The following is a 20,609-nucleotide window of genomic DNA, read 5'->3' as shown; positions in this document are numbered from 1 at the left end:
ATATTTGCTACTTTTTACTACAAAGCAGGCGAAAATTATCGCCTGCTTTTGTAATTTTGCAAATGGCTCTTGTACAAATGTCACAAAAGTGTTACAATGATGAAAAACTGTGATGGGAGGCGCTGACATGCCGGTTCAACGCATTGACAGGCTTCTGACCAATATGGGACTGTGCTCCCGGAAGGAGGCTGCGGCCGCAGCCAAAAGCGGTGCGGTCACTGTGGACGGCGAGATATGCCGCGATGCGTCGCGTAAAATCGATCCGGAGAAATGCCGCCTTACCTTTCGCGGCGAACCGGTCAGCTATGAAGGAAACGTCTACCTCATGCTGCACAAGCCGCTCGGCGTGCTGTCTGCAACCGAAGACCGGGAGCAGAAAACCGTTCTCGATTTGCTGCCGCAGCCCTACCGCGCGCGAGGGGTGTTCCCTGTGGGGCGGCTGGATAAGGATACCTCCGGGCTGCTGCTGCTGACCGATGACGGCGCACTCGGACATGCGCTCACCTCGCCGCGCCGGCAGGTAGAGAAGGTCTATGAGGCCGAGGCGGACGGCGTGCTCGGACAGGCGGATATCGACGCGTTTGCGGCCGGACTTGCGCTGCGCGACGGTACGGTCTGCCGGCCGGCAAAGCTGGAGATCCGCGCGGTGCGCGAAGGGCATTCCTATGTCACCGTCACCGTCTGTGAAGGAAAGTATCATCAGGTGCGGCGCATGCTCGCCGCGCGGGGCGCACCGGTGCTGGCGCTCAAGCGCGTTGCGGAAGGGCCGCTTCCGCTTGATCCCGCGCTCGAGCCGGGACAGTGGAGACCGCTCAGATCGGACGAGATCGGCTTGCTGCGTGCCGGTTTCGGCTGAAAAACAGGAAAATTTTTCCCTACAGGTTACATAGGGGAAAATTCACAAAGAAACATAAAAAAATTTGTACAAATTTCTGTCGATTTGTGTTATAATGGAAGAAATGAACAGCATGACGACAGAGTGATTGGTAATGTTTCTGTTCCGTGTGCGGACTGAAATGCGCGGGCAGATGATTGATAAGTAAAGAAGGGTGAAGGAAAGATGGCATCAAGAATGTTTCAATCGATTATTTTGCAGATGAAGGAAGCGGTGGACCGTACCATCGGCATCATCAACGCCAGCGGCGCAGTTGTTGCCTGTACCGATCTCAAGCGCATCGGCGAAATGCGGGAGGACGCAGCGGCAGAGCTGTCCTATGTGGGCGACATGATCCGCTTTGGCGGCTATACCTACCGCCCGGTTGCTGACCGCACCACCCGTTTTGAATATGCGGTTTTTGTACACGGTGAGGACGAAAATGCCCGCAGCATCTGCGCAATGGCAACCATCGCAATCAGCAACATCAAGACGCTGTACGATGAAAAGCATGACAAGGCAACCTTCGTCAAGAATATCATCATGGACAACATCCTGCCGGGTGATATTTATATCAAATCGCGAGAGCTGCATTTTGAAGGCGACACCCCGCGCGCTGTCTTCCTGATCCGCCAGGAGGAGCACGCAGATGTAGCCGCACTCGACGTCATCCAGGGGCTGTTCCCGGACAAGCAGAAGGACTTTGTGCTGCACATCAATGAAACCGACATCGTCCTCGTCAAGGAAGTCAAGGCGACAACCGATGTCAAGGAGCTGTACAAAATTGCAAAGGGCGTAGAAGAAACTCTGGAAAATGAAATTCAGATCAAATGCCTCATCGGTATCGGTACCGTATCCACACAGCTCAAGGACATCGCCAAGTCGTACAAGGAAGCACAGGTCGCGCTGGAGGTCGGCATGGTCTTTGAAGACGAAAAGACCATCGTCAATTATGAAAACCTCGGTCTCGGCCGTCTGATTTATCAGCTGCCGACGACGCTGTGCGAGATGTTCCTCAGCGAAATCTTTAAGAAGGGATCGATTGATGCCCTCGATCAGGAAACCCTGTTTACCATCCAGAAATTCTTTGAAAACAACCTGAATGTGTCCGAGACATCGCGCAAGCTGTTCGTGCACAGAAATACGCTGGTCTACCGCCTGGAGAAAATCAAGAAGCTGACCGGCCTCGATCTGCGCGAATTCGACCATGCCATCGTCTTTAAGGTCGCTCTCATGGTGCGCAAGTATCTGGCTTCGCGCGAGGCGGGACGCATTCAGCTGTAACCACAGGAGTTGGTCGTATTGATGAAACCCACAACCGCAAAACGAATCGTCGCCATTGTCGCACTGGTGCTGGCGCTGCTGATGCTGCTCAGCTCTCTGTCCGTGCTTCTGTGACGGAATTCCGATCTTTTTGTGAACATGGAAAAAAACAGTTGCCGCAGGCTTTGTCCTGCGGTATTCTTTTTATAGTGCGTGCGGCAATGCAGATACGGATTGCCGCACAGAAAGGAGCAGGCTATGAAACATACGGTATCCCTGCGGCGCGCGGTCGCCGTGGGTGCGATGGCGGCTGCGACATGCAGCCTTGTAACTGGAATGGCAGTATACGGTGTCGCGCATCCGAGCGGTGAACTCGCGGAAATTTATGACGCGCTGGAGGAAGTACAGGCCATTGTCGACAGCCGGTTTGTCGGCGATTATGATATGGATGAGGTGCGTGATTACGTGCTCACCGGCTATGCGGAAGGACTGGGCGATCGCTGGACAAGCTATATGACAGAGGAATATTATCAGAACTATCTGGACTCGGCGGCGGAGAGCACGGTCGGCATCGGTGTGACGGTCAGCGCGAAGACGGAGGATGACGGCAGCACGGTGCTGCGTGTGGAATCCGTTGCGCATGGCTCGCCTGCGGAACAAGCGGGCATCGGTGCGTATGACGAGATCACTGCGGTAGACGGCACAACCATCGATGAGCTCGGCGGCTATGAGGACGCTGTGGATGCCATCCTCGGCGAGGAGGGCAAGCGCGTCACACTGACTGTACACGGTTATGCAACCGGCAAAAGTACGGACATCACCGTGACGCGGCAGGAATATGAACAGATTCATGTCACCGCGCGCATGCTGGAGGACAACATTGGGCATATCTGTATCGAACGCTTTACCGATCAGACCGATGAACAGTTCCTTGACGCGCTGGAGCAGATGCAGGAGGAGGGTGCAACCAGCCTGATCTTTGATCTGCGCAACAATCCGGGCGGTCAGCTGACAGCGCTGGTCAATTCGCTCGATCCGCTGCTGCCGGAGGGCGATATCATTTCGCTCAAAGATAAAGAGGGCAAAACCGAGACCTATACCTCCGATGCCGATGAGCTGAAGCTGCCGATGGCGGTCATTGTGAATGAGGATTCATACAGCGCGGCGGAGTTTTTCGCAGCGGCATTGCAGGAATACGGCAAGGCAACTGTGATCGGTGAAAAAACCTGCGGCAAAGGCTATTCGCAGCAGGGCTTCCCGCTTTCGGGCGGCGGCTGCCTGAATATTTCGACCAACTGCTATTACACACCGAAGGGCGAGAGCCTGATCGGAAAGGGCGTCACACCGGATGTCACCGTCAGCCTGAGCGACGACAAAACCGAACGGTTTTATGTGCTCGAGGACAGCGAAGATGACCAGCTTCAGGCGGCAATTGACGCAGTCAAATCGTGAGAAAATTCACGAGGTGCACAAAACCCGTGCTTGACATCACAGAAACGGGTTTATATAATGGGATGTAACATAGCTTAGGTGCTAAAATTTGTAATATATTGTGAGGAATCGGCCATGAAGCAAGAGTTCAAGCTGACACAGGAGAATCTGGATAAGCTCAAGGACGAGCTGGAATATTTAAAAACCGTCCGTATGCAGGAAGTTGCGGAGCAGATCAAGGAAGCACGTTCCTTCGGCGACCTGTCGGAGAACGCCGAATACGATGAGGCGAAAAACGAGCAGGGCAAGGTAGCCTCCCGCATCGCGGAGCTGGAAACCATTATTGCCAATGCCGTCATCATTTCCGAGGACATGTATGCAAAGGACGAGGTTTCCCCGGGCTGCCGCTTCAAGGTGCTCGATCTGGAATTTGACGAGGAAGAGGAATATCATTTCGTCGGCTCGCAGGAGGCTGACCCGATGGACGGCAAGATTTCCGATGAATCCCCGTTCGGCAAGGCGGTTCTCGGCCACAAGGTCGGCGATATTGTCGATGTCGTTGCGCCGAACGAGACCACCGTTCAGTTCAAGATTACCGAAATCATCAAGTAACACTGACACGAAGAAAGGCTGTTCGCCTGTCCGGAACCGGAGGGCGGACAGTCCTTTTGCACTGCAAACAGAGGAGGAAAAACATGGAACAGAACCTGACCGCTGAACAGCAGGCACCGGAGCAGGGCAAGAAGTTCAACAAGCCGGTTCGCTCGGAATCGGAGGAGCATGACATCCGTACGGCAAAGCTGGCGGCCATGCAGGAGGCGGGAGAAGACCCGTTCCAGCGCGTCCGTTTTGACCGCACCAACTATACCACCGACATCATCGAAAATTTCGATGAGATGGAGGGCAAAATTGTCCGTCTGGCAGGCCGCATGATGAGCAAGCGCATCATGGGCAAGCTGACCTTCTCGGATATCACAGACCGGTATGGCCGCATCCAGCTCTGCGTCAAGCGCGATCTGCTGGGTACGGAGGAATACAAGCAGTTTAAAAAATATGACATCGGCGACATCATCGGCATCGAGGGCGAGGTGTTCCGCACGCAGAAGGGCGAAATTTCTGTCCGCGTCAGCAGTCTTGAGCTGCTGTCCAAGTCGCTGCGCCCGCTGCCGGAGAAGTGGCACGGCCTGAAGGATACCGACATCCGGTATCGCCGCCGCTATGTCGATCTGATCGTCAATCCGGAGGTGCGCCGCACATTTGAAAACCGCTCGAAGATCGTGCGCGAGATCCGCAATTTCTTCGACAACCGCGGTTTTATGGAAGTTGAGACACCGTGCCTGAACACGATTCCGGGCGGCGCTGCGGCGCGTCCGTTCATCACGCACCACAATGCACTGGATATCGACATGTACATGCGCATTGCGACCGAGCTGCACCTCAAGCGCCTGATTGTCGGCGGCATGGAAAATGTCTATGAGATCGGCCGTATTTTCCGCAACGAGGGTATGGACACCAAGCACAACCCGGAATTCACCACCATCGAGGTATATCAGGCGTATACCGATTACAAGGGCATGATGGATCTGACCGAGGATATGGTCATCCACTGCTGTGAAAAGGTGCTCGGCACGACGAAGGTCATGTATCAGGGCACGGAGCTGGACTTCTCCAAGGGCTGGAAGCGCCTGACCATGGCGGAGGCTGTCAAGCAGTATTCCGGTCTGGACTTCATGGCGATGGACGGCGAGCAGGCACTTGCTGCTGTCAAGGCGGCAGGCTTTGAGCCGGAGAAGGGCAAGGAGAGCTGGGGTGACCTGATGGCGATGGTCTATGACGAGACCGTCGAGGAAAACCTCATTCAGCCGACCTTTATCACCGATTATCCGGTTGAGATTTCCCCGCTTGCCAAGCGCAAGCCGTCTGATCCGCGCCTGACGGAGCGCTTCGAGTGCTTTGTCTATGGCCGCGAGCTGTGCAATGCGTTCTCCGAGCTGAACGACCCGGTCGACCAGCGCGGACGCTTCGAGCGCCAGGTCGAGCTGCGCAACGCAGGCGACGACGAGGCGAACATGATGGACGAGGATTTCCTGTGCGCGCTGGAATACGGCATGCCGCCCACAGGCGGTATGGGCATGGGCATCGACCGTTTGGTTATGTTCCTGACCGACAGCGCGTCCATTCGAGACGTACTGCTGTTCCCGACCATGAAGCCGCTTGACTAACTGAAATCAAGCAAAGCCTGAGCGGCATCTTCCTGCTGTTCAGGCTTTTCCCCTTGCAGGAAGGCGAAGGAGGGAACAATGGCAAAAGAGTATGATTCGCCATACCGGCACATCGCGCATGCGCGCAGCGCGCACCGCCGTGCCGTGCGTCCCGGCCGCGTGATTATGCTGGGATTCCTGGCAGTCATCGTGCTCGGCACATTGCTGCTGCACCTGCCGGTTTCGGCGCGCAGCGGGCAGATGACGCCGCTGGTGGACTGTCTGTTTACGGCGACCTCGGCGACCTGTGTCACCGGATTGGTTGTCGTGGATACCTATCAGCACTGGACGATATTTGGTCAAACAGTCATTTTGTGTCTGATCCAGATCGGCGGTCTGGGTATTATGTCGGTCGCGGCGATGGTATCCTTTTTTACGCGCCGTACCATTACCGTGCGCGAACGGCTGGAAATGTCCGCCTCGCTCAGTGTGGATGATATTGCAGGCATCGTGCGCCTGACAAAAGGCGTCATCCTGTTCACCTTTGCGGTTGAGGGAGTGGGTGCGGCACTGCTGTCGCTCCGGTTTATCCCGCAGTTCGGACTGTGGAAGGGCATTGGAAAGAGCGCGTTCCATTCGGTATCCGCGTTCTGCAACGCAGGTTTTGACCTGATGGGTGAGCAGCAGGAATTTGCCAATCTGTCCGGCTATGCGACCGATCTGCTGGTCAACGTGGTCGTTGTTGCGCTGGTTGTTATGGGCGGTCTGGGATTTCTGGTCTGGAATGATCTGGCGCATCACCGCCGGTGGCATCAGCTGTCCGTGCACACCCGCCTCGTGCTGGTCACGACGGCGATTCTGCTGGCGGGCGGCAGTGTGCTGCTTTTCTGTCTGGAAGGGACGAACCCGGAGACCATGGGTGGCATGACGGTGGGACAGCGCGCGGTGGCATCGCTGTTTCAGGCAACCACATGCCGCACGGCGGGCTTTAACACCATTGACCAGCAGGCGATGACCGATTCGTCTGTTATGGTCAGCATGCTGCTGATGTTCATCGGCGGCTCGCCCGGTTCAACGGCGGGCGGCATCAAGACGACCTCAGCGGCGATGCTTGTGCTGGCGGCGGTAAACGTCCTGCGCGGCAGGCGGGATATTGCGGTATTCCGCCGCAGGATTGACAGCCGCACGGTGCTGCATGCTCTGACCGTGTGTATGGTTGCTGTCATGCTGGTTTTCATCGGCACGCTGCTGCTGTGCGCATGCGACGGCATCGCGGTGGAACGTGCGCTGTATGAAACCGTGTCTGCATTCAGCACGACCGGACTTTCACAGAATCTCACGCCGACACTGGGTACAGCTTCCAAGCTGTGGCTGGTTCTGGAAATGTATCTCGGCCGCATCGGCATCCTGACGCTCGGCGTCGCCGTGTTCTCACGGCGCGTGATGGAGCCGAAAATCCGGTATCCGGAAGGCCGCGTGATGATAGGATAGGAGATAACATGAAATCATTTATTGTGATCGGGCTGGGCCGCTTTGGCACGGCGGTTGCGGAGGAGCTGTATTCGCTCGGGCATGAGGTGCTTGCGATTGACAGCAGCGAGAGTGCAGCACAGGCGGTCGCGGAGACCGTGACGCACACCATCATTGCAGATGCCAAAGATGAGGCCGTGCTGGAGTCCATCGGCGTGCGCAATTTTGACAGCATCATCGTCTGCATGACCAACATTGAGGACAGCATGATGATTACGCTGATGCTCAAGGAGCTGGGCGCGAAGTATATCATTGCAAAGGCGCGCTCCAGCCAGCACAGCAAGATGCTCAAGCTGATCGGAGCGGATCGCATCATCTTCCCGGAGCACGACATGGGCTGCCGTCTGGCGCACACGCTGTCCTCCCGCCGGGCGCTCGACTTCATCGAGCTGGCACCGGATTTTGCGATTGTGGAGCTGACGCTGCCGCAGTCGTGGGTCGGCAAAACGCTGGCAGGCGTCGGCGTGCGCCAGCAGTTCGGCGTCAACGTGCTCGCGGTGCGCCGCAGCAGCACAGAGGTTGTAGTTTCCCCACAGGCGGACTATGTATTCCGTCAGAACGAAATTCTCATTGTTGCGGGTGAAAATAAAAAAATTCAGAAGCTGGAGCGTCAGTCATGAGTACACGGATTGAGAGCCGCGAGAATGCGCTGGTCAAGCGGCTGGCAAAGCTGTCTGCTGACCGGAAATTCCGCCGGGAAACCGGGGAAATGGTCTGCGAGGGCGGCAAAATGCTGGGGGAAGCACTGGCCAGCGGCGTCACCGTGCATGCGGTGCTGGTAGCGGATGACGCACTGGTGTCCACTGCCGTGCTGCACAGCGCGGAACAGGCAGGGGCAAAGCTGTACAGCTGTCCGCCTGCGCTGCTGGCAAAGGTATCCAACGTCAAGACGCCGCAGGGCGTGGTGTTTTCCTGTACGCGCCCGATGGCGGAGCTGGAATCGTTCGCCGGTGCGCGCCGCCTGATGGTGCTCGAAGGGCTGCAGGATCCCGGCAATCTGGGCACGATCATGCGCACAGCGGATGCATTTGCACTGGATGGCATAATTTTATGCGAGGGCTGCGTCGATCCGACGTCGCCCAAGGTTGTGCGCGCGACAATGGGGGCGGCGTTCCGCCTGCCGATTGCCGCCGCAGGCATTGAGGAGACCGCCGCATTCCTGCACAGGCAGGGTCTGCCGCTGTATGCGGCGGCGCTGGGTGCGGACAGCGTGCCGGTCACACAGGTCGATCTGCACCGCGCGGCGGTGCTCATCGGCAACGAGGGACGCGGCGTGTCCAAAAAAGCCGCCGCACTCAGCGACAGACAGATTATTATCCCGATGGAGGGCCGCGCGGAGTCGCTCAACGCTTCGGTGGCGGCGTCCATCCTGATGTATGAAATGAGCAGAGGCGGAGGCGAAGCGATATGACACGGGAGGTCTGCTGGATCTGGCTCGCGGAGCGTCTGGGCGCAGGTTCCCGGCTCTGCCGCAGGCTGCTGGAAGCGTTTGGTTCACCGGAGGAAATCTGGCGCGCACCGCGCGAACAGCTCGCTGCGGTTTCCATGACGAGGCGCCGGCTGGACTATCTGGCAGACAAAGACCTGTCGTATGCGCAGCACATCTGGGACAGCTGTGTGCGCAAACACATCGCGGTCATTCCACTGACCGATACCGCATATCCGCCGCTGCTGCGTGAAATCGCAGATCCGCCCACCGTGTTGTATGTGCGCGGCACCCTGCCCGACATGCGTGACCGGCTGGCGGTTTCGGTCGTCGGCACGCGCAGGGCGACACGGTATGGCAGACATGCCGCGCGGTATTTTGCCGGGACGCTGGCACAGAACGGCTGTCTGATTGTCTCCGGCATGGCGGCGGGCATTGACAGCGAAGCAAACCGAGCCGCACTCGACGCGGGCAGAGAGACGATTGCCGTGCTCGGCTGCGGCGTCGATGTCTGTTATCCGAGAGGCAGCGAGAGGCTGATGGCTGATATTATCGCGCACGGTGCAGTCATCAGCGAATATCCGCCCGGGGCAGACCCGGACGGCAGCCATTTCCCGGTGCGCAACCGTATCATAACCGGCCTGAGCCGGGGCACACTGGTGGTGGAGGCACCGAAGAAATCCGGCGCGCTCATCTCCGCCGATCTCGCACTCGAACAGGGACGCGAGGTGTTCGCCGTTCCGGGTGATATCAACCGGCCGAACAGCGCGGGCTGCAATGTACTCATCCGACAGGGCGGTGCCGAGTTGGTACAGTCCCCGTCGGACATTCTGTCGTATTATGAGCACGGGGACAGCCGCCGCGTACAGTCGGTTCCGCCCGGCTTTGTGCAGGCGGAGGAACCGCCGGAACGCAAACTGGCAGCAGCTGTTCCGCCAGCGGTTTCCGCGCCGCGCGAAATGCGTGCGCTGGAGGCCTCGGAGCAGGAACGCACCGTCTGGTGCGCCGTGCGGGACGGCAGGCACACGGTGGACGGCGTGGTTGAACAGACCGGCCTGTCCGCTTCCGAGGTGCTGACCGCGCTGACGATGCTCGAGGTCGGCACCTATGTCATCCGCACCGCCGACGGCTACCGCGTGGCGGATGATGTGCAGCTGTAACAATCGAAAGCAATTCCATTTGATCGAATAGATTTTTTTTGAAACATGGTGTGCACCGCAGTGCAGGACAGACCTGCGCGGGAAGCACCCAACAGGAGGAAGACATGTCAAAACTTGTCATTGTGGAGTCCCCGGCCAAGGCGAAGACCATCGGGAAATATCTCGGGTCGGATTATGTGGTCAAGGCATCGATGGGACATCTGCGCGACCTGCCGGCAAAGACGATGGGCGTGGATATCGAACACGATTTCCGCCCGGAATATATCCCGATTGAAGGCAAGGATAAAATCATCAACGAGCTGCGAGAAGCGGCGGAGGAGAGCGACTTTGTCTATCTCGCAACCGACCCCGACCGCGAAGGAGAAGCCATTTCCTGGCATCTGAAGGAGATGCTGTATCTGGGCGACCAGCGCTCCAAGCGCGTGACGTTCAACGAGATTACCAAACGTGCAGTACAGGACGGCATTGCGCATCCGCGTGATATCGACCTCGACCTGGTCGACGCGCAGCAGGCGCGCCGCATCCTCGACCGCATTGTCGGCTATGAGTTGTCGCCGTTCCTGTGGCGCAAGGTCAAGCGCGGCCTGTCCGCCGGTCGTGTCCAGTCGGTCGCAACGCGCATGGTCGTCGACCGCGAGAAGGAAATCCGTGCGTTTGTACCGGAGGAATACTGGTCTCTGGAGGCGGAGCTCGCCACACAGACGGGCGGTGCATTCACCGCGTCGTTTTATGGCGATGCTTCCGGCAAGGTTGAGCTGAAGACCGAAGCACAGACCAATGCCATTGTCGAGGCAGTCACCGGAAAGCCGTTTACGGTCAGCAAGGTGCGCCGCGGCAAGAAACGCAAAAATCCGGCCCCCCCGTTTATCACCTCGACCTTGCAGCAGGAAGCCAGCCGCAAGCTCGGCATGACGCCGCGCCGCACGATGGCAGTGGCACAGCAGCTGTATGAAGGCATTGAAATCGGTGAGCAGGGGCTGACCGGTTTGATTACCTACATGCGTACCGACTCGCTGCGCCTGTCCGACGAGGCGACGGATGCCGCAAAGCAGTTTATTCTGGAGCGCTATGGCGAACAGTATTATCCGGACAAAAAGCGCGTGTTCCGCACCAAGAACGGCGCGCAGGATGCGCATGAGGCCATCCGTCCGACCAACGTCACGCTGACGCCGGACGACCTGCATCCGTATCTGACAGAGGAGCAGTATAAGCTGTATAAGCTGGTGTGGAGCCGCTTTGTCGCCTGCCAGATGTCGGAGGCAATTCTGGATACCGTTTCCGCCGATATCGTTTCCCAGGGCTATGTGTTCCGCGCGAGCGGCTATAAGGTCGCATTCCCGGGCTTTACTGCCGTCTATGAGGAATCCACCGATGACGCGAAGCAGAGTGACACCACCTCCGGCAAGCCGCTGCCTGATTTCGGCGAGGGCGACACGCTGGACTGCAAAAAGCTCACGCCTGCCCAGCATTTCACCCAGCCGCCGGCACGCTATACCGAGGCATCGCTCATCAAGGCGATGGAAGAAAAGGGCATCGGACGCCCGTCCACCTATGCGCCGACCATTTCCACTATTCTGGCGCGCGATTATGTCGTCAAGGAGGGACGCAGCCTGCGCCCGACACCGCTCGGTGAGGGCGTAACCGAGCTGCTCGTAGACAAATTTACGTCGGTCGCGGACCTCACGTTCACCGCACACATGGAGGATGAGCTGGACGAGGTCGAAAAAGGCAAGATGAGCTATGTCGAGGTTCTGCGCCGCTTCTACGGCGACTTTGAAGCCGCTTTGCAGCAGGCGGAGAAGGATCTCGAGGGTCAGCGCATTAAAATCAAAGACGAGGAAACCGATGTCATCTGTGAGCAGTGCGGCCGCAAGATGGTCATCAAGTCCGGTCGGTTCGGCAAGTTCCTCGCCTGCCCGGGCTATCCGGAATGCAAGTTCACCAAGCCGATTGTCGAGGAAACCGGCATCGCCTGCCCGAAGTGCGGCGGGCAGATTGTCGGGCGCAAGTCCAAGCGCGGCTTCCCGTATCTGGGGTGCAGCAACTACCCGGACTGCACGTTTATGACCTGGGATAAGACGACCAAGGAGGAATGCCCGGAGTGCGGCTCTGCGCTGTTCCGCCATTATGACCGCGAGACCGGTGAGACCCATCTGGTCTGCTATAAGGACGGCTGCGAGTACAAGAAGTTTATCAGCAAGCGCACCCCGCGCAAGACCAAGGCGCAGAAGGAAGCGGAGGCTGCCGCAGCGGCAGCAGCGGCGGGTGAGACCGGTGCAGAGACGACGGAGACCGCAGAGGAAGCGCCGAAGAAAAAGACGACCCGCAAGACGACTGCAAAGAAAACGACCGCGAAGAAAACAACGGCGAAAAAGACCACCACCCGCAAGACGGCAAAAAAGGCAGAGGCGGCTGAGGGCGAGGAAGCGCCGAAGAAGCGCACGACGCGCAAAAAGGCAGCTGCTGCCGACGGGGAGGAGGCGCCGAAAAAGCGCACCACCCGCAAAAAGACTGCCGTGACAGAGGAGGAACCTGCCAATGCTGAATAAAGCAACCGTCATCGGAGCCGGACTCGCGGGCAGCGAGGCGGCGTGGCAGCTCGCGCAGCGCGGCATTGCCGTCGATCTGTACGAGATGAAGCCGGTGCGCATGACACCGGCGCATCACTCCAATGATTTCGCCGAGCTGTGCTGCTCCAATTCGCTGCGCGGCGCGGAAATCTGCACCGCGCCCGGCCTGCTCAAGGAGGAACTGCGCCGTGCAGGCAGCCTGTTGATTGCCTGCGCGGACGCAACGCGCGTGGAGGCGGGCGGTGCGCTCGCCGTTGACCGCGTCGCCTTTGCCGCGATGGTCACGGAGAAAATCAAGTCGCATCCGAATATCACGGTGCATGCGGGCGAGATCACGCACATCCCCGACGAGGGGCATGTGATTGTTGCGACCGGCCCGCTGACCTCCGACGCGCTGTTTGACGATATCAAAAACAAAATCGGACAGCATGAATATCTGCATTTCTATGATGCAGCCGCGCCGATTGTCAGCTTTGACTCGGTTGACATGGAGAGCGCTTATTTCGCTTCCCGCTATGACAAGGGCACGGCGGATTATATCAACTGCCCGATGGACCGCGAACAGTACGACGCGTTCTGGCAGGCGCTGTGCGATGCCGAGCAGGCACCCGTGCACGGCTTTGAGGACAAGAAAGTGTTTGAAGGCTGCATGCCGGTCGAGGTGATGGGCCGCCGTGGGCACGATACGCTGCTGTATGGCCCGCTCAAGCCGGTTGGTCTGCGCGACCCACGCACCGGCAAAGACCCGTATGCTGTCGTACAGCTGCGCCGCGACAATGCAGCGGGCTCGCTGTACAATCTCGTCGGCTTCCAGACCCATTTGAAATTCCCCGAGCAGAAGCGCGTGTTCTCGATGATCCCCGCGCTGCGCAACGCGGAGTTTGTGCGCTATGGTGTCATGCACCGCAACACATTCATGGATTCGCCGCGTCTGCTCGACCGGCATTTCCGCCTGCGGGAGCAGCCGCGCATCCGCTTCGCCGGACAGATGACCGGCGTAGAGGGCTATATTGAATCGGCGGCGTCCGGCTTTGAGGCGGGACTGAACCTTGCGCGTGAGCTGAAGGGACTGCCGCTCATTGAGTTCCCCGACACGACTGCCATCGGTGCGCTCGGACTGTATGTCTCAAATGAAGCCAATGTGAAATTCCAGCCGATGAACATCAATTTCGGCATTATCCAGCCGCTCGGCTACCGCGTGAAGGGCAAGCGGGAGAAGAATACGCAGATCGCCCTGCGCGCGCTGGAACAGCTGGACGAACTGCTGGATACCGTAAAGGAGGATGTCTTGTGAAACTGATTATCGACGCGATGAGCGGCGACAACGCGCCGGAGGCGATTGTATCCGGCTGTGTGATGGCCGCACGCGAATTTGGACAGGAATATATTCTGGTCGGCAAGGAGGACACCATCCGCGGCCTGCTCGAACAGGAGAAGGCCGCAGATCTGCCGATTTCCGTATATCATGCAGATGACGTCATCGATATGCATGACGACCCGGCAACGGCTGTCCGCCGCAAGAAAAATGCGTCCATGTCGGTTGCGCTGCGCCTGCTGCGCGATGGCGAAGGTGACGCCATGGTATCCGCGGGCAACACGGGCGCGATGCTCTCCGGCGCGACGCTGGTCGTCAAGCGCGTGAAGGGAATCCGCCGTGCGGCACTGCCGCCGATGCTGCCGTGCAAAAACGGCCATGTGCTGCTGGTGGACGCGGGCGCGAACACCGAATGTACGCCGGAATACTTATTGCAGTTTGCCTATATGGGCAGCTTTTACATGGAGAAGGTCATGGGCATCAAGTCCCCGCGTGTCGGACTGGTCAACAACGGTGCGGAGGACACCAAGGGCGATCCGCTGCGCAAGGAGGCCTATCAGCTGCTGAAGGAAGCAGGCGATGCCGGACGCATCCACTTCGTCGGCAACGTCGAGGGCAGCGATGTGCCCAAGGGTGTGTGTGATGTCGCTGTCACCGATGGCTTTACGGGCAATGTCATGCTCAAGACGGTCGAGGGTGTTGCGAGCTTCCTGATGGGGGAGATCAAAAACCTGTTCCTCACAAACACGCGCACCAAGCTGGCATATCTGCTGGTTAAGCCTGCGATGGGCGGTCTGAAAAAGCTGCTGTCCACCAGTGAGGTCGGCGGTGCGCCGTTCCTCGGCATTTCCAAACCGGTCTTCAAGGCACACGGTTCGTCTGACGCCAGAGCCATTCGTTCCGCTGTGAAGCAGGCGATGGACTTCGTAAATGCGGATGTCGTCGGGGAAATCGAACGCAATATTGACCACATGACGCTTTGACGCACATTTCCTATTGACATGGCCGTTAACGGCGCATATTATTTGAATATAAGATGGGAAAAGGGAGGTGAGCGTGTGGTATTCGAGAAGGTATGTAATATCCTCTCCGAGCAGTTCGGCGTAGATGCCGGCTCTCTGAATATGGACACGGCGTTCATAGAGGATCTCGGCGCGGATTCACTCGATGTGGTCGAGCTGATGATGAGCATTGAGGAAGAATTCGATGTCGGAGAAATTTCCGAGGAAGAAGCAGCAAGCATGAAGACCATCGGCGATCTGGTTCGCCGCATCGGCGATGACGATTGAGTTGAGACACAGCGGTGCGCCGGGGAACAGGGGCACATTTTTCCCTCGCTTCCCGGCGCATCTTTTGAGTAAAAATAAGTAAAAACAGAAAGGAGAGAATTTTTTATGGAAAAGGACGAGCTGATTTACCAGTTTCATGACACCGGCCTGCTGACCACTGCGATGACGCATTCGTCGTATGCGAATGAGCACCGTGACCAGCATATTCAGAACAATGAACGGCTGGAGTTTCTTGGCGATTCCATACTGGGACTTGTATCCGCCGATTATGTCTTCCACCGCTATCCCAACGTACCGGAGGGACAGCTGACCAAGATGCGTGCGGCGGTTGTCTGTGAGCAGACACTGTATGAGGTCGCCAAGGAACTTGGGCTGGATCACCTGCTCCTGCTCGGCAGGGGCGAGGAGAACGGCGGCGGGCGCAAGCGCCCGTCTATTCTGGCGGATTCAGTGGAAGCGCTGATCGGTGCGATTTATCTGGACGGAGGTCTGGAATCCGCGCGCACGTTTATCCTGTCATTTCTGCCCGCAAAGGTTGACCTGGCGGAGCAGGGCGGCGCATTCCGCGACTACAAGACCGCATTGCAGGAGATTGTGCAGAAAAACCGGCAGGAGACGCTGTGTTACCGTCTGAGCGGCGAGAGCGGTCCGGATCACGACAAGCGCTTCACCGTGCAGGTGCTGCTCAACCGCAATATCTTTGCGGAAGGTACCGGACGCAGCAAGAAAGAAGCCGAGCAGATGGCGGCAAAGGCCGCGCTCGAGCTGATGGGCAAGGAATAACATGGCATCGATTGTGCCGGTGTTTGTGCCGCACGCCGGCTGCCCGTGCCGCTGTGTGTTCTGCAATCAGCGCGCGATTGCCGGACAGTCCGCGCGCATGACACCCGAACGGACGCGGGAGATTCTCACGCAGGCGCTGTCCGTCCTGCCGGACGGGAGCACGCCGCAGGCGGCGTTTTATGGCGGCAGCTTTACGGCGATTCCGGTCGAAGAGCAGGAGGCACTGCTCGCCGTGACAGATGAATTTCTGGCGCAGGGCAAGCTGTCCGCTGTGCGGCTGTCCACGCGTCCGGATGCGATTGACGAAGACACACTCAGCCGTCTGCGCCGCCACGGTGTGGCGACGATTGAGCTGGGCGCGCAGTCGATGGACGACGAGGTGCTGCGGCTGTCCCGGCGCGGGCACACAGCAGCGGACACCGTGCGGGCATCCCGGCTCATTCGGCAGGAGGGGGTCTCGCTGATTTTACAGACCATGGCGGGACTGCCGGGCGATACGCGTGAAACCGTGCGGCAGACTGCGGAGCGCGTCGCCGCACTGGAGCCGGACGGCGTGCGCATCTATCCGGTGGCGGTGCTGCCGGATACCGAGCTGCACGACCTGTGGCAGGCGGGCAACTATACGCCGCTGGATAACGAAACCGCAGCGGTGTGGTGTGCTGACATGCTGGAAGTGTTCCAGCGTGCGGACATCCCGGTCATCCGCATCGGGCTTAACCCGACGGAGGAATTAAACCGCACGGTCGAAGCGGGTGCATATCATCCCGCACTCGGCGAGCTGTCATGGAACGAGCTGTGGTACCGCAGACTGCGCGCACAGCTGGAAGCACAGGCGGGCGGCACGCTGTATGTCCCAGCCCGCGCGCTTTCGCGCGCCATTGGGCAGAACCGCCGCAATGTGCAGCGGCTGAAACGGGACTTTCCCGGACGGGATATCCGGATCAAAGCGCAGGACACGTAAGGCAGGACCCTCTCGCCGGAGCAGGATGGAGAGGGTCTTTCCTCATGCCGGAAAACCGACAAAGGCGTCGAATTTGTGCGGCGCGCACCGGAAAAAAGGTATGAATGTGGCGACTTTCTGCATGGATTGATTGCAACGAAGCAAAAAACATGATATCCTGTATCATAGAATCGGTATCGGCAATTGCGCCGCTGCCGCCAATAACAGAAGCTGAGGGATCCGCGTGTATCTGAAATCACTCGAATTACAGGGGTTTAAATCGTTCCCCGACCGGACGACCATCCGGTTTTCTGACGGTATGACTGCAATTGTCGGCCCGAACGGAAGCGGAAAATCGAATATTTCGGACGCCATCCGCTGGGTGCTGGGTGAGCAGTCGACCAAAAGCCTGCGCGGCGCAAAGATGGAGGATGTCGTCTTTGCCGGAACAGCGCGGCGCAGTCCGATGGGGGCAGCACAGGTCACGCTGATTCTGGACAATTCCGCCGGACAATTCCCGGTCGAGGCGACAGAGGTCATGGTGACGCGCAAATATTACCGCAGCGGAGAGAGTGAATATTACCTCAACCGCAAGCGCGTGCGCCTGCGTGATGTCCGGGAAGTGTTCATGGACACCGGTCTGGGACATGACGGTTATTCCATCATCGGACAGGGCCGCATTGATGAAATCCTTGCGGTCAAGAGTGCCGACCGGCGCGAGGTGTTCGAGGAAGCAGCAGGCGTCACGCGCTTCCGCACGCGCAAGGAAGAAGCCGAACGCAAGCTGGAGCAGACGGCGGACAATCTTGTGCGCATCCGCGACATCTGGAACGAACTGAACGCGCGCTCCGGCCCGCTGGCAAAGCAGGCGGAGGACGCGAAGAAATATATCGGTCTGCGCGATGAGCTGCGCGTGCATGAGGTGTCTCTGTGGATGGACACACTGGACGGCATGAAGGATGCGCGCGACACCAGTGAGCGCGAACGCCGTGAGGCCGAGCAGAAGCTGGAAGCGGTGCGCGAAGCGCAGCGGAAGCAGTACATGCGCGCGGAGCAGCTGGCGGAGGAAATGCGCCAGTCGGATATCCGTGCCGAGCAGTTGCAGGCACAGCTTTCCGCAGCGGAAGAAGCTGCGGCAGGTGTGACACGCCGCATGGCGGTGCTCGATGAAAGCCGCCGCAACGCAGCGGAAAACATCGGGCTGGCAAAAGGTCAGCTGGAAGCGCAACGCGAGCAGACCGATGCCCTGCGCGGGCAGATGCAGGCGAGACAGACGCGGCTGGAGGAACTGGAACAGCAGATTGCGGAGCAGTCTGCTGCACTGGAGCAAAAGCAGAAGGCGGTTGCGGCGTTGTCGGCGCAGGTGGAGGACAGCCAGAAGCAGGCCGACCGTCTGCGCGAACAGGCGGAAGAACTGGGCGAGCGCATGTTTGCCGTGCAGGCCGACCGCCGCGCGGCGGAGGCACGGCTGGAAGCGCTGGAGGGGCGCAGCAAAAGTGTAGGCGACGATGTGCGTTCTGCAAAGACGCGCACCGAACGCGAACAGGAAGCCCAGCAGGAGATGCAGCATGCGCTGGATGAAATGCGCGGTAAAATCGCGCAGGAAGAACGCGCATTGCAGCGTGCACAGGAGGATGCGCAGGAAGCGGCGCGCATGGTAAATGACGCCCGCCGGGAACATGCGGAGCTGACGGCGGCACTGACGGACAGCCGCAACCGCGTGCGCATGCTGACCGAATTGCAGCGCGAATATGAGGGCTTTTCCCGTGCGGTCAAGCTGGTCATGGGGCAGGCATCGTCCGGCGCGCTGAAGGGCGTGCGCGGGCCGCTCTCATCCCTCATTCATGTGTCCGGGCAGTATGTCACGGCGATTGAAACCGCGCTCGGCGCGGCGGCATCCAACCTTGTGGTCGAAACCGCACAGCACGGCAAGCTGGCCATTCAGATGCTCAAAAAGCGCGACGGCGGGCGTGCAACCTTCCTGCCGATGGATACCATCCGCCCGCAGTCGCTGCGCGAGAGCGGGCTGGAACAGAACAAGGGCTTTTGCGGTGTTGCAGCCGATCTTGTGGACTGTGATGCGGATTATCGTGATATTGTGGACAATGCACTCGGCCGCACGGTCGTGGCGCAGGATATGGACTGTGCGCTTGCAATTGCGCGCAGCTACCGCAACCGCTTCCGCATTGTGACGCTGGATGGTCAGATCATCAATGCGGGCGGTTCGATGACCGGCGGCTCTGCCGGACGGTCATCCGGCATTCTTTCGCGCGCCAACCAGCTCGAACAGATGCAGGAGCGCGCGCGCGTTCAGCAGGAAAAACTCGACCGGCTGACGGCGCGCGGCAAACAGCTTGCAGAGGATGCGAAGCAGCATGAGCAGGACGCGGCGCGCATGGGCACTGCCCTTGCAGAGCAGCGGCAGAAGCTGGCGGCGCTGTCCGCACAGGCAAAGCAGCATCAGATTTTGCTGGACAGCGTGCGTGAGGCAGAACAGCAGTTTCGTGCCGAGCAGAGCGATGCCGAGCAGCACCGCAAACAGCTGCGCACGGACATTGCCAGACTGGAACAGCAGGCGGCGGAGCTGGGGCGTGAGCGCCAGCGGGCGCTCACCGCGCTGAACGCGGCAGCGGGCAGTGCACAGAAGGCCGCCGGAGAGCTGACCATACAGAACGACAGGGCGGCGGAGCTGCGCACAGCACTTGTACAGGCGCAGACCGAGCGCGACAGCGCACAGCAGGGTCTGGACGATCTGAAACAGATGGCAGAGAGCGCACAGCGTACCGCCGAAGACCATCGCCGCCGCATGGGTGAATATGAACAGGTCATCCGGCAGGCAGATGCGGAGCGCACTCAGCTGGAAACGCGCGGCGAGGAAAACCGTCAGCGCACCGAAGACCTGCGCACGCAGCTGCGCGAATGCGGGCAGAGCCGCATGCGGCTGGAACAGAACAAAACCGAAGCGGAGAAAACTGCGCGTGAGACCGGCAACGACATGGTAACGCTGGAGCGCCGCCATGCGGAGGCGGAAGCCGCGGCACAGCAGCTGCGCCGTGAGGAACAGCAGATTCTCGACAAAATGTGGGAGAGCTATGAGCTGACGCCGACGGCGGCACGCCCGCTGGCGCATGTGGTCCAAGACCGGCAGGCGGAAGAAAAACAGGCGTCTGACCTGCGCCGTGCGATCCGTTCACTAGGTGCGGTCAATCTGTCGGCAGTCGACGAGTATGCCGAACTGAGCGAACGTCTGATATTCCTGACCGGGCAGAAAAATGATCTCGAGCAGGCAGAAGGCGAGCTGCGCGGCATTATCGGCAAGCTCACGGAACAAATGAAGGACACGTTTGCCCAGTCATTTGCCCAGCTCAACCAGTATTTTGGGGAGACCTTCCGGGAAATTTTCGGCGGCGGCAGTGCCGAGCTGATTCTGGAGGATGAGACCGATATTCTCGGCTGCGGCATTGAAATTCGCGTCACGCCGCCCGGTAAGACGGTTAAGAGCCTGTCGCTGCTGTCCGGCGGCGAGAAGGCATTTGTCGCCATCGCACTGTATTTTGCCATTCTCAAGGTGCGCCCGACGCCGTTCTGCGTGCTTGACGAAATCGAAGCCGCACTGGATGACGTCAATGTGACGCGCTTTGCGCAGTATTTGCAGCGGCTGTCGGATAAGACGCAGTTCATTGTCATCACACACCGCCGCGGCACGATGGAGGAAGCCGATATGCTGTATGGCGTGACTATGCAGGAGCGCGGCGTGTCCAAGCTGCTGATGCTCAACATCGCGGACGTCGAGCGCGAAATGAAGATGGAGCTGACGTGACTTTTCT

Annotated in this window: 16 protein-coding genes; all 16 read left to right on the top strand. The window is 59.0% G+C overall.

The annotated features are described in order from the left end of the window. Nucleotides 1–127: 127 nt before the first annotated feature. The 16 genes from ACLM7Z_RS02940 (at nt 128) to smc (ending at nt 20,602) form a co-directional block, all read left to right on the top strand. Nucleotides 128–856 (top strand): pseudouridine synthase, encoded by a 729-nt coding sequence (locus ACLM7Z_RS02940; RefSeq protein ID WP_087016658.1) that lies wholly within the window; start codon nt 128–130, stop codon nt 854–856. A gap of 204 nt (nt 857–1,060) precedes the next feature. Continuing rightward, nucleotides 1,061–2,158 carry a PucR family transcriptional regulator gene (locus ACLM7Z_RS02935; protein ID WP_087016657.1) on the top strand — a complete coding sequence of 366 codons (1,098 nt, stop codon included), beginning with the start codon at nt 1,061–1,063 and terminating at the stop codon, nt 2,156–2,158. A 237-nt stretch (nt 2,159–2,395) separates the two neighbouring features. Then, nucleotides 2,396–3,589: a S41 family peptidase gene (locus tag ACLM7Z_RS02930; RefSeq protein ID WP_273350420.1), complete on the top strand. Its 1,194-nt coding sequence runs from the start codon at nt 2,396–2,398 to the stop codon at nt 3,587–3,589. A gap of 114 nt (nt 3,590–3,703) precedes the next feature. Beyond that, a complete protein-coding gene (gene greA / locus ACLM7Z_RS02925) occupies nt 3,704–4,180 on the top strand; it encodes a transcription elongation factor GreA (protein WP_087016653.1) in 477 nt (158 codons plus the stop codon). Nucleotides 4,181–4,263: 83 nt separating this feature from the next. Next, nucleotides 4,264–5,790, top strand: coding sequence for a lysine--tRNA ligase (gene lysS, locus ACLM7Z_RS02920; RefSeq protein WP_087016651.1), 1,527 nt, complete (start codon nt 4,264–4,266; stop codon nt 5,788–5,790). A 78-nt stretch (nt 5,791–5,868) separates the two neighbouring features. Next, nucleotides 5,869–7,260 carry a TrkH family potassium uptake protein gene (locus ACLM7Z_RS02915; protein WP_087016649.1) on the top strand — a complete coding sequence of 464 codons (1,392 nt, stop codon included), beginning with the start codon at nt 5,869–5,871 and terminating at the stop codon, nt 7,258–7,260. Between the two features lie 8 nt (nt 7,261–7,268). Then, the gene (locus tag ACLM7Z_RS02910) at nt 7,269–7,919 is read left to right on the top strand and encodes a potassium channel family protein (protein ID WP_087016647.1); all 651 of its coding nucleotides are present in this window, start codon (nt 7,269–7,271) and stop codon (nt 7,917–7,919) included. Then, nucleotides 7,916–8,710, top strand: coding sequence for a TrmH family RNA methyltransferase (locus ACLM7Z_RS02905; RefSeq protein ID WP_087016645.1), 795 nt, complete (start codon nt 7,916–7,918; stop codon nt 8,708–8,710). The genes ACLM7Z_RS02910 and ACLM7Z_RS02905 overlap by 4 nt, the downstream gene beginning before the upstream one ends. Continuing rightward, entirely contained in the window at nt 8,707–9,885 is a 1,179-nt protein-coding gene (dprA, locus tag ACLM7Z_RS02900; RefSeq protein ID WP_087016643.1) for a DNA-processing protein DprA, read from the top strand. Before ACLM7Z_RS02905 ends, dprA begins: the two co-directional genes overlap by 4 nt. Nucleotides 9,886–9,989: 104 nt before the next feature. Beyond that, a complete protein-coding gene (gene topA / locus ACLM7Z_RS02895) occupies nt 9,990–12,434 on the top strand; it encodes a type I DNA topoisomerase (RefSeq protein ID WP_435645571.1) in 2,445 nt (814 codons plus the stop codon). Continuing rightward, the gene (gene trmFO / locus ACLM7Z_RS02890) at nt 12,424–13,749 is read left to right on the top strand and encodes a methylenetetrahydrofolate--tRNA-(uracil(54)-C(5))-methyltransferase (FADH(2)-oxidizing) TrmFO (RefSeq protein WP_087016639.1); all 1,326 of its coding nucleotides are present in this window, start codon (nt 12,424–12,426) and stop codon (nt 13,747–13,749) included. The genes topA and trmFO overlap by 11 nt, the downstream gene beginning before the upstream one ends. Then, nucleotides 13,746–14,753 carry a phosphate acyltransferase PlsX gene (gene plsX / locus ACLM7Z_RS02885; RefSeq protein ID WP_087016637.1) on the top strand — a complete coding sequence of 336 codons (1,008 nt, stop codon included), beginning with the start codon at nt 13,746–13,748 and terminating at the stop codon, nt 14,751–14,753. Before trmFO ends, plsX begins: the two co-directional genes overlap by 4 nt. 75 nt (nt 14,754–14,828) lie before the next feature. Then, a complete protein-coding gene (gene acpP, locus ACLM7Z_RS02880) occupies nt 14,829–15,059 on the top strand; it encodes an acyl carrier protein (protein WP_087016635.1) in 231 nt (76 codons plus the stop codon). A 105-nt stretch (nt 15,060–15,164) separates the two neighbouring features. Then, nucleotides 15,165–15,842, top strand: a complete 678-nt coding sequence (gene rnc / locus ACLM7Z_RS02875; protein WP_087016634.1) for a ribonuclease III — start codon at nt 15,165–15,167, stop codon at nt 15,840–15,842. A 1-nt stretch (nt 15,843) separates the two neighbouring features. Then, nucleotides 15,844–16,803, top strand: a complete 960-nt coding sequence (locus ACLM7Z_RS02870; RefSeq protein ID WP_087016632.1) for an elongator complex protein 3 — start codon at nt 15,844–15,846, stop codon at nt 16,801–16,803. A 223-nt stretch (nt 16,804–17,026) separates the two neighbouring features. Further along, entirely contained in the window at nt 17,027–20,602 is a 3,576-nt protein-coding gene (gene smc, locus ACLM7Z_RS02865) for a chromosome segregation protein SMC (RefSeq protein ID WP_435645570.1), read from the top strand. Nucleotides 20,603–20,609: the final 7 nt, after the last annotated feature.

The organism is Butyricicoccus porcorum (assembly GCF_051246315.1).
Lineage (GTDB): Bacteria > Bacillota > Clostridia > Oscillospirales > Butyricicoccaceae > Butyricicoccus_A > Butyricicoccus_A porcorum.
Note: the sequence above shows the minus strand (reverse complement) of the source record. Positions and strands in the feature narration are given on the sequence as shown.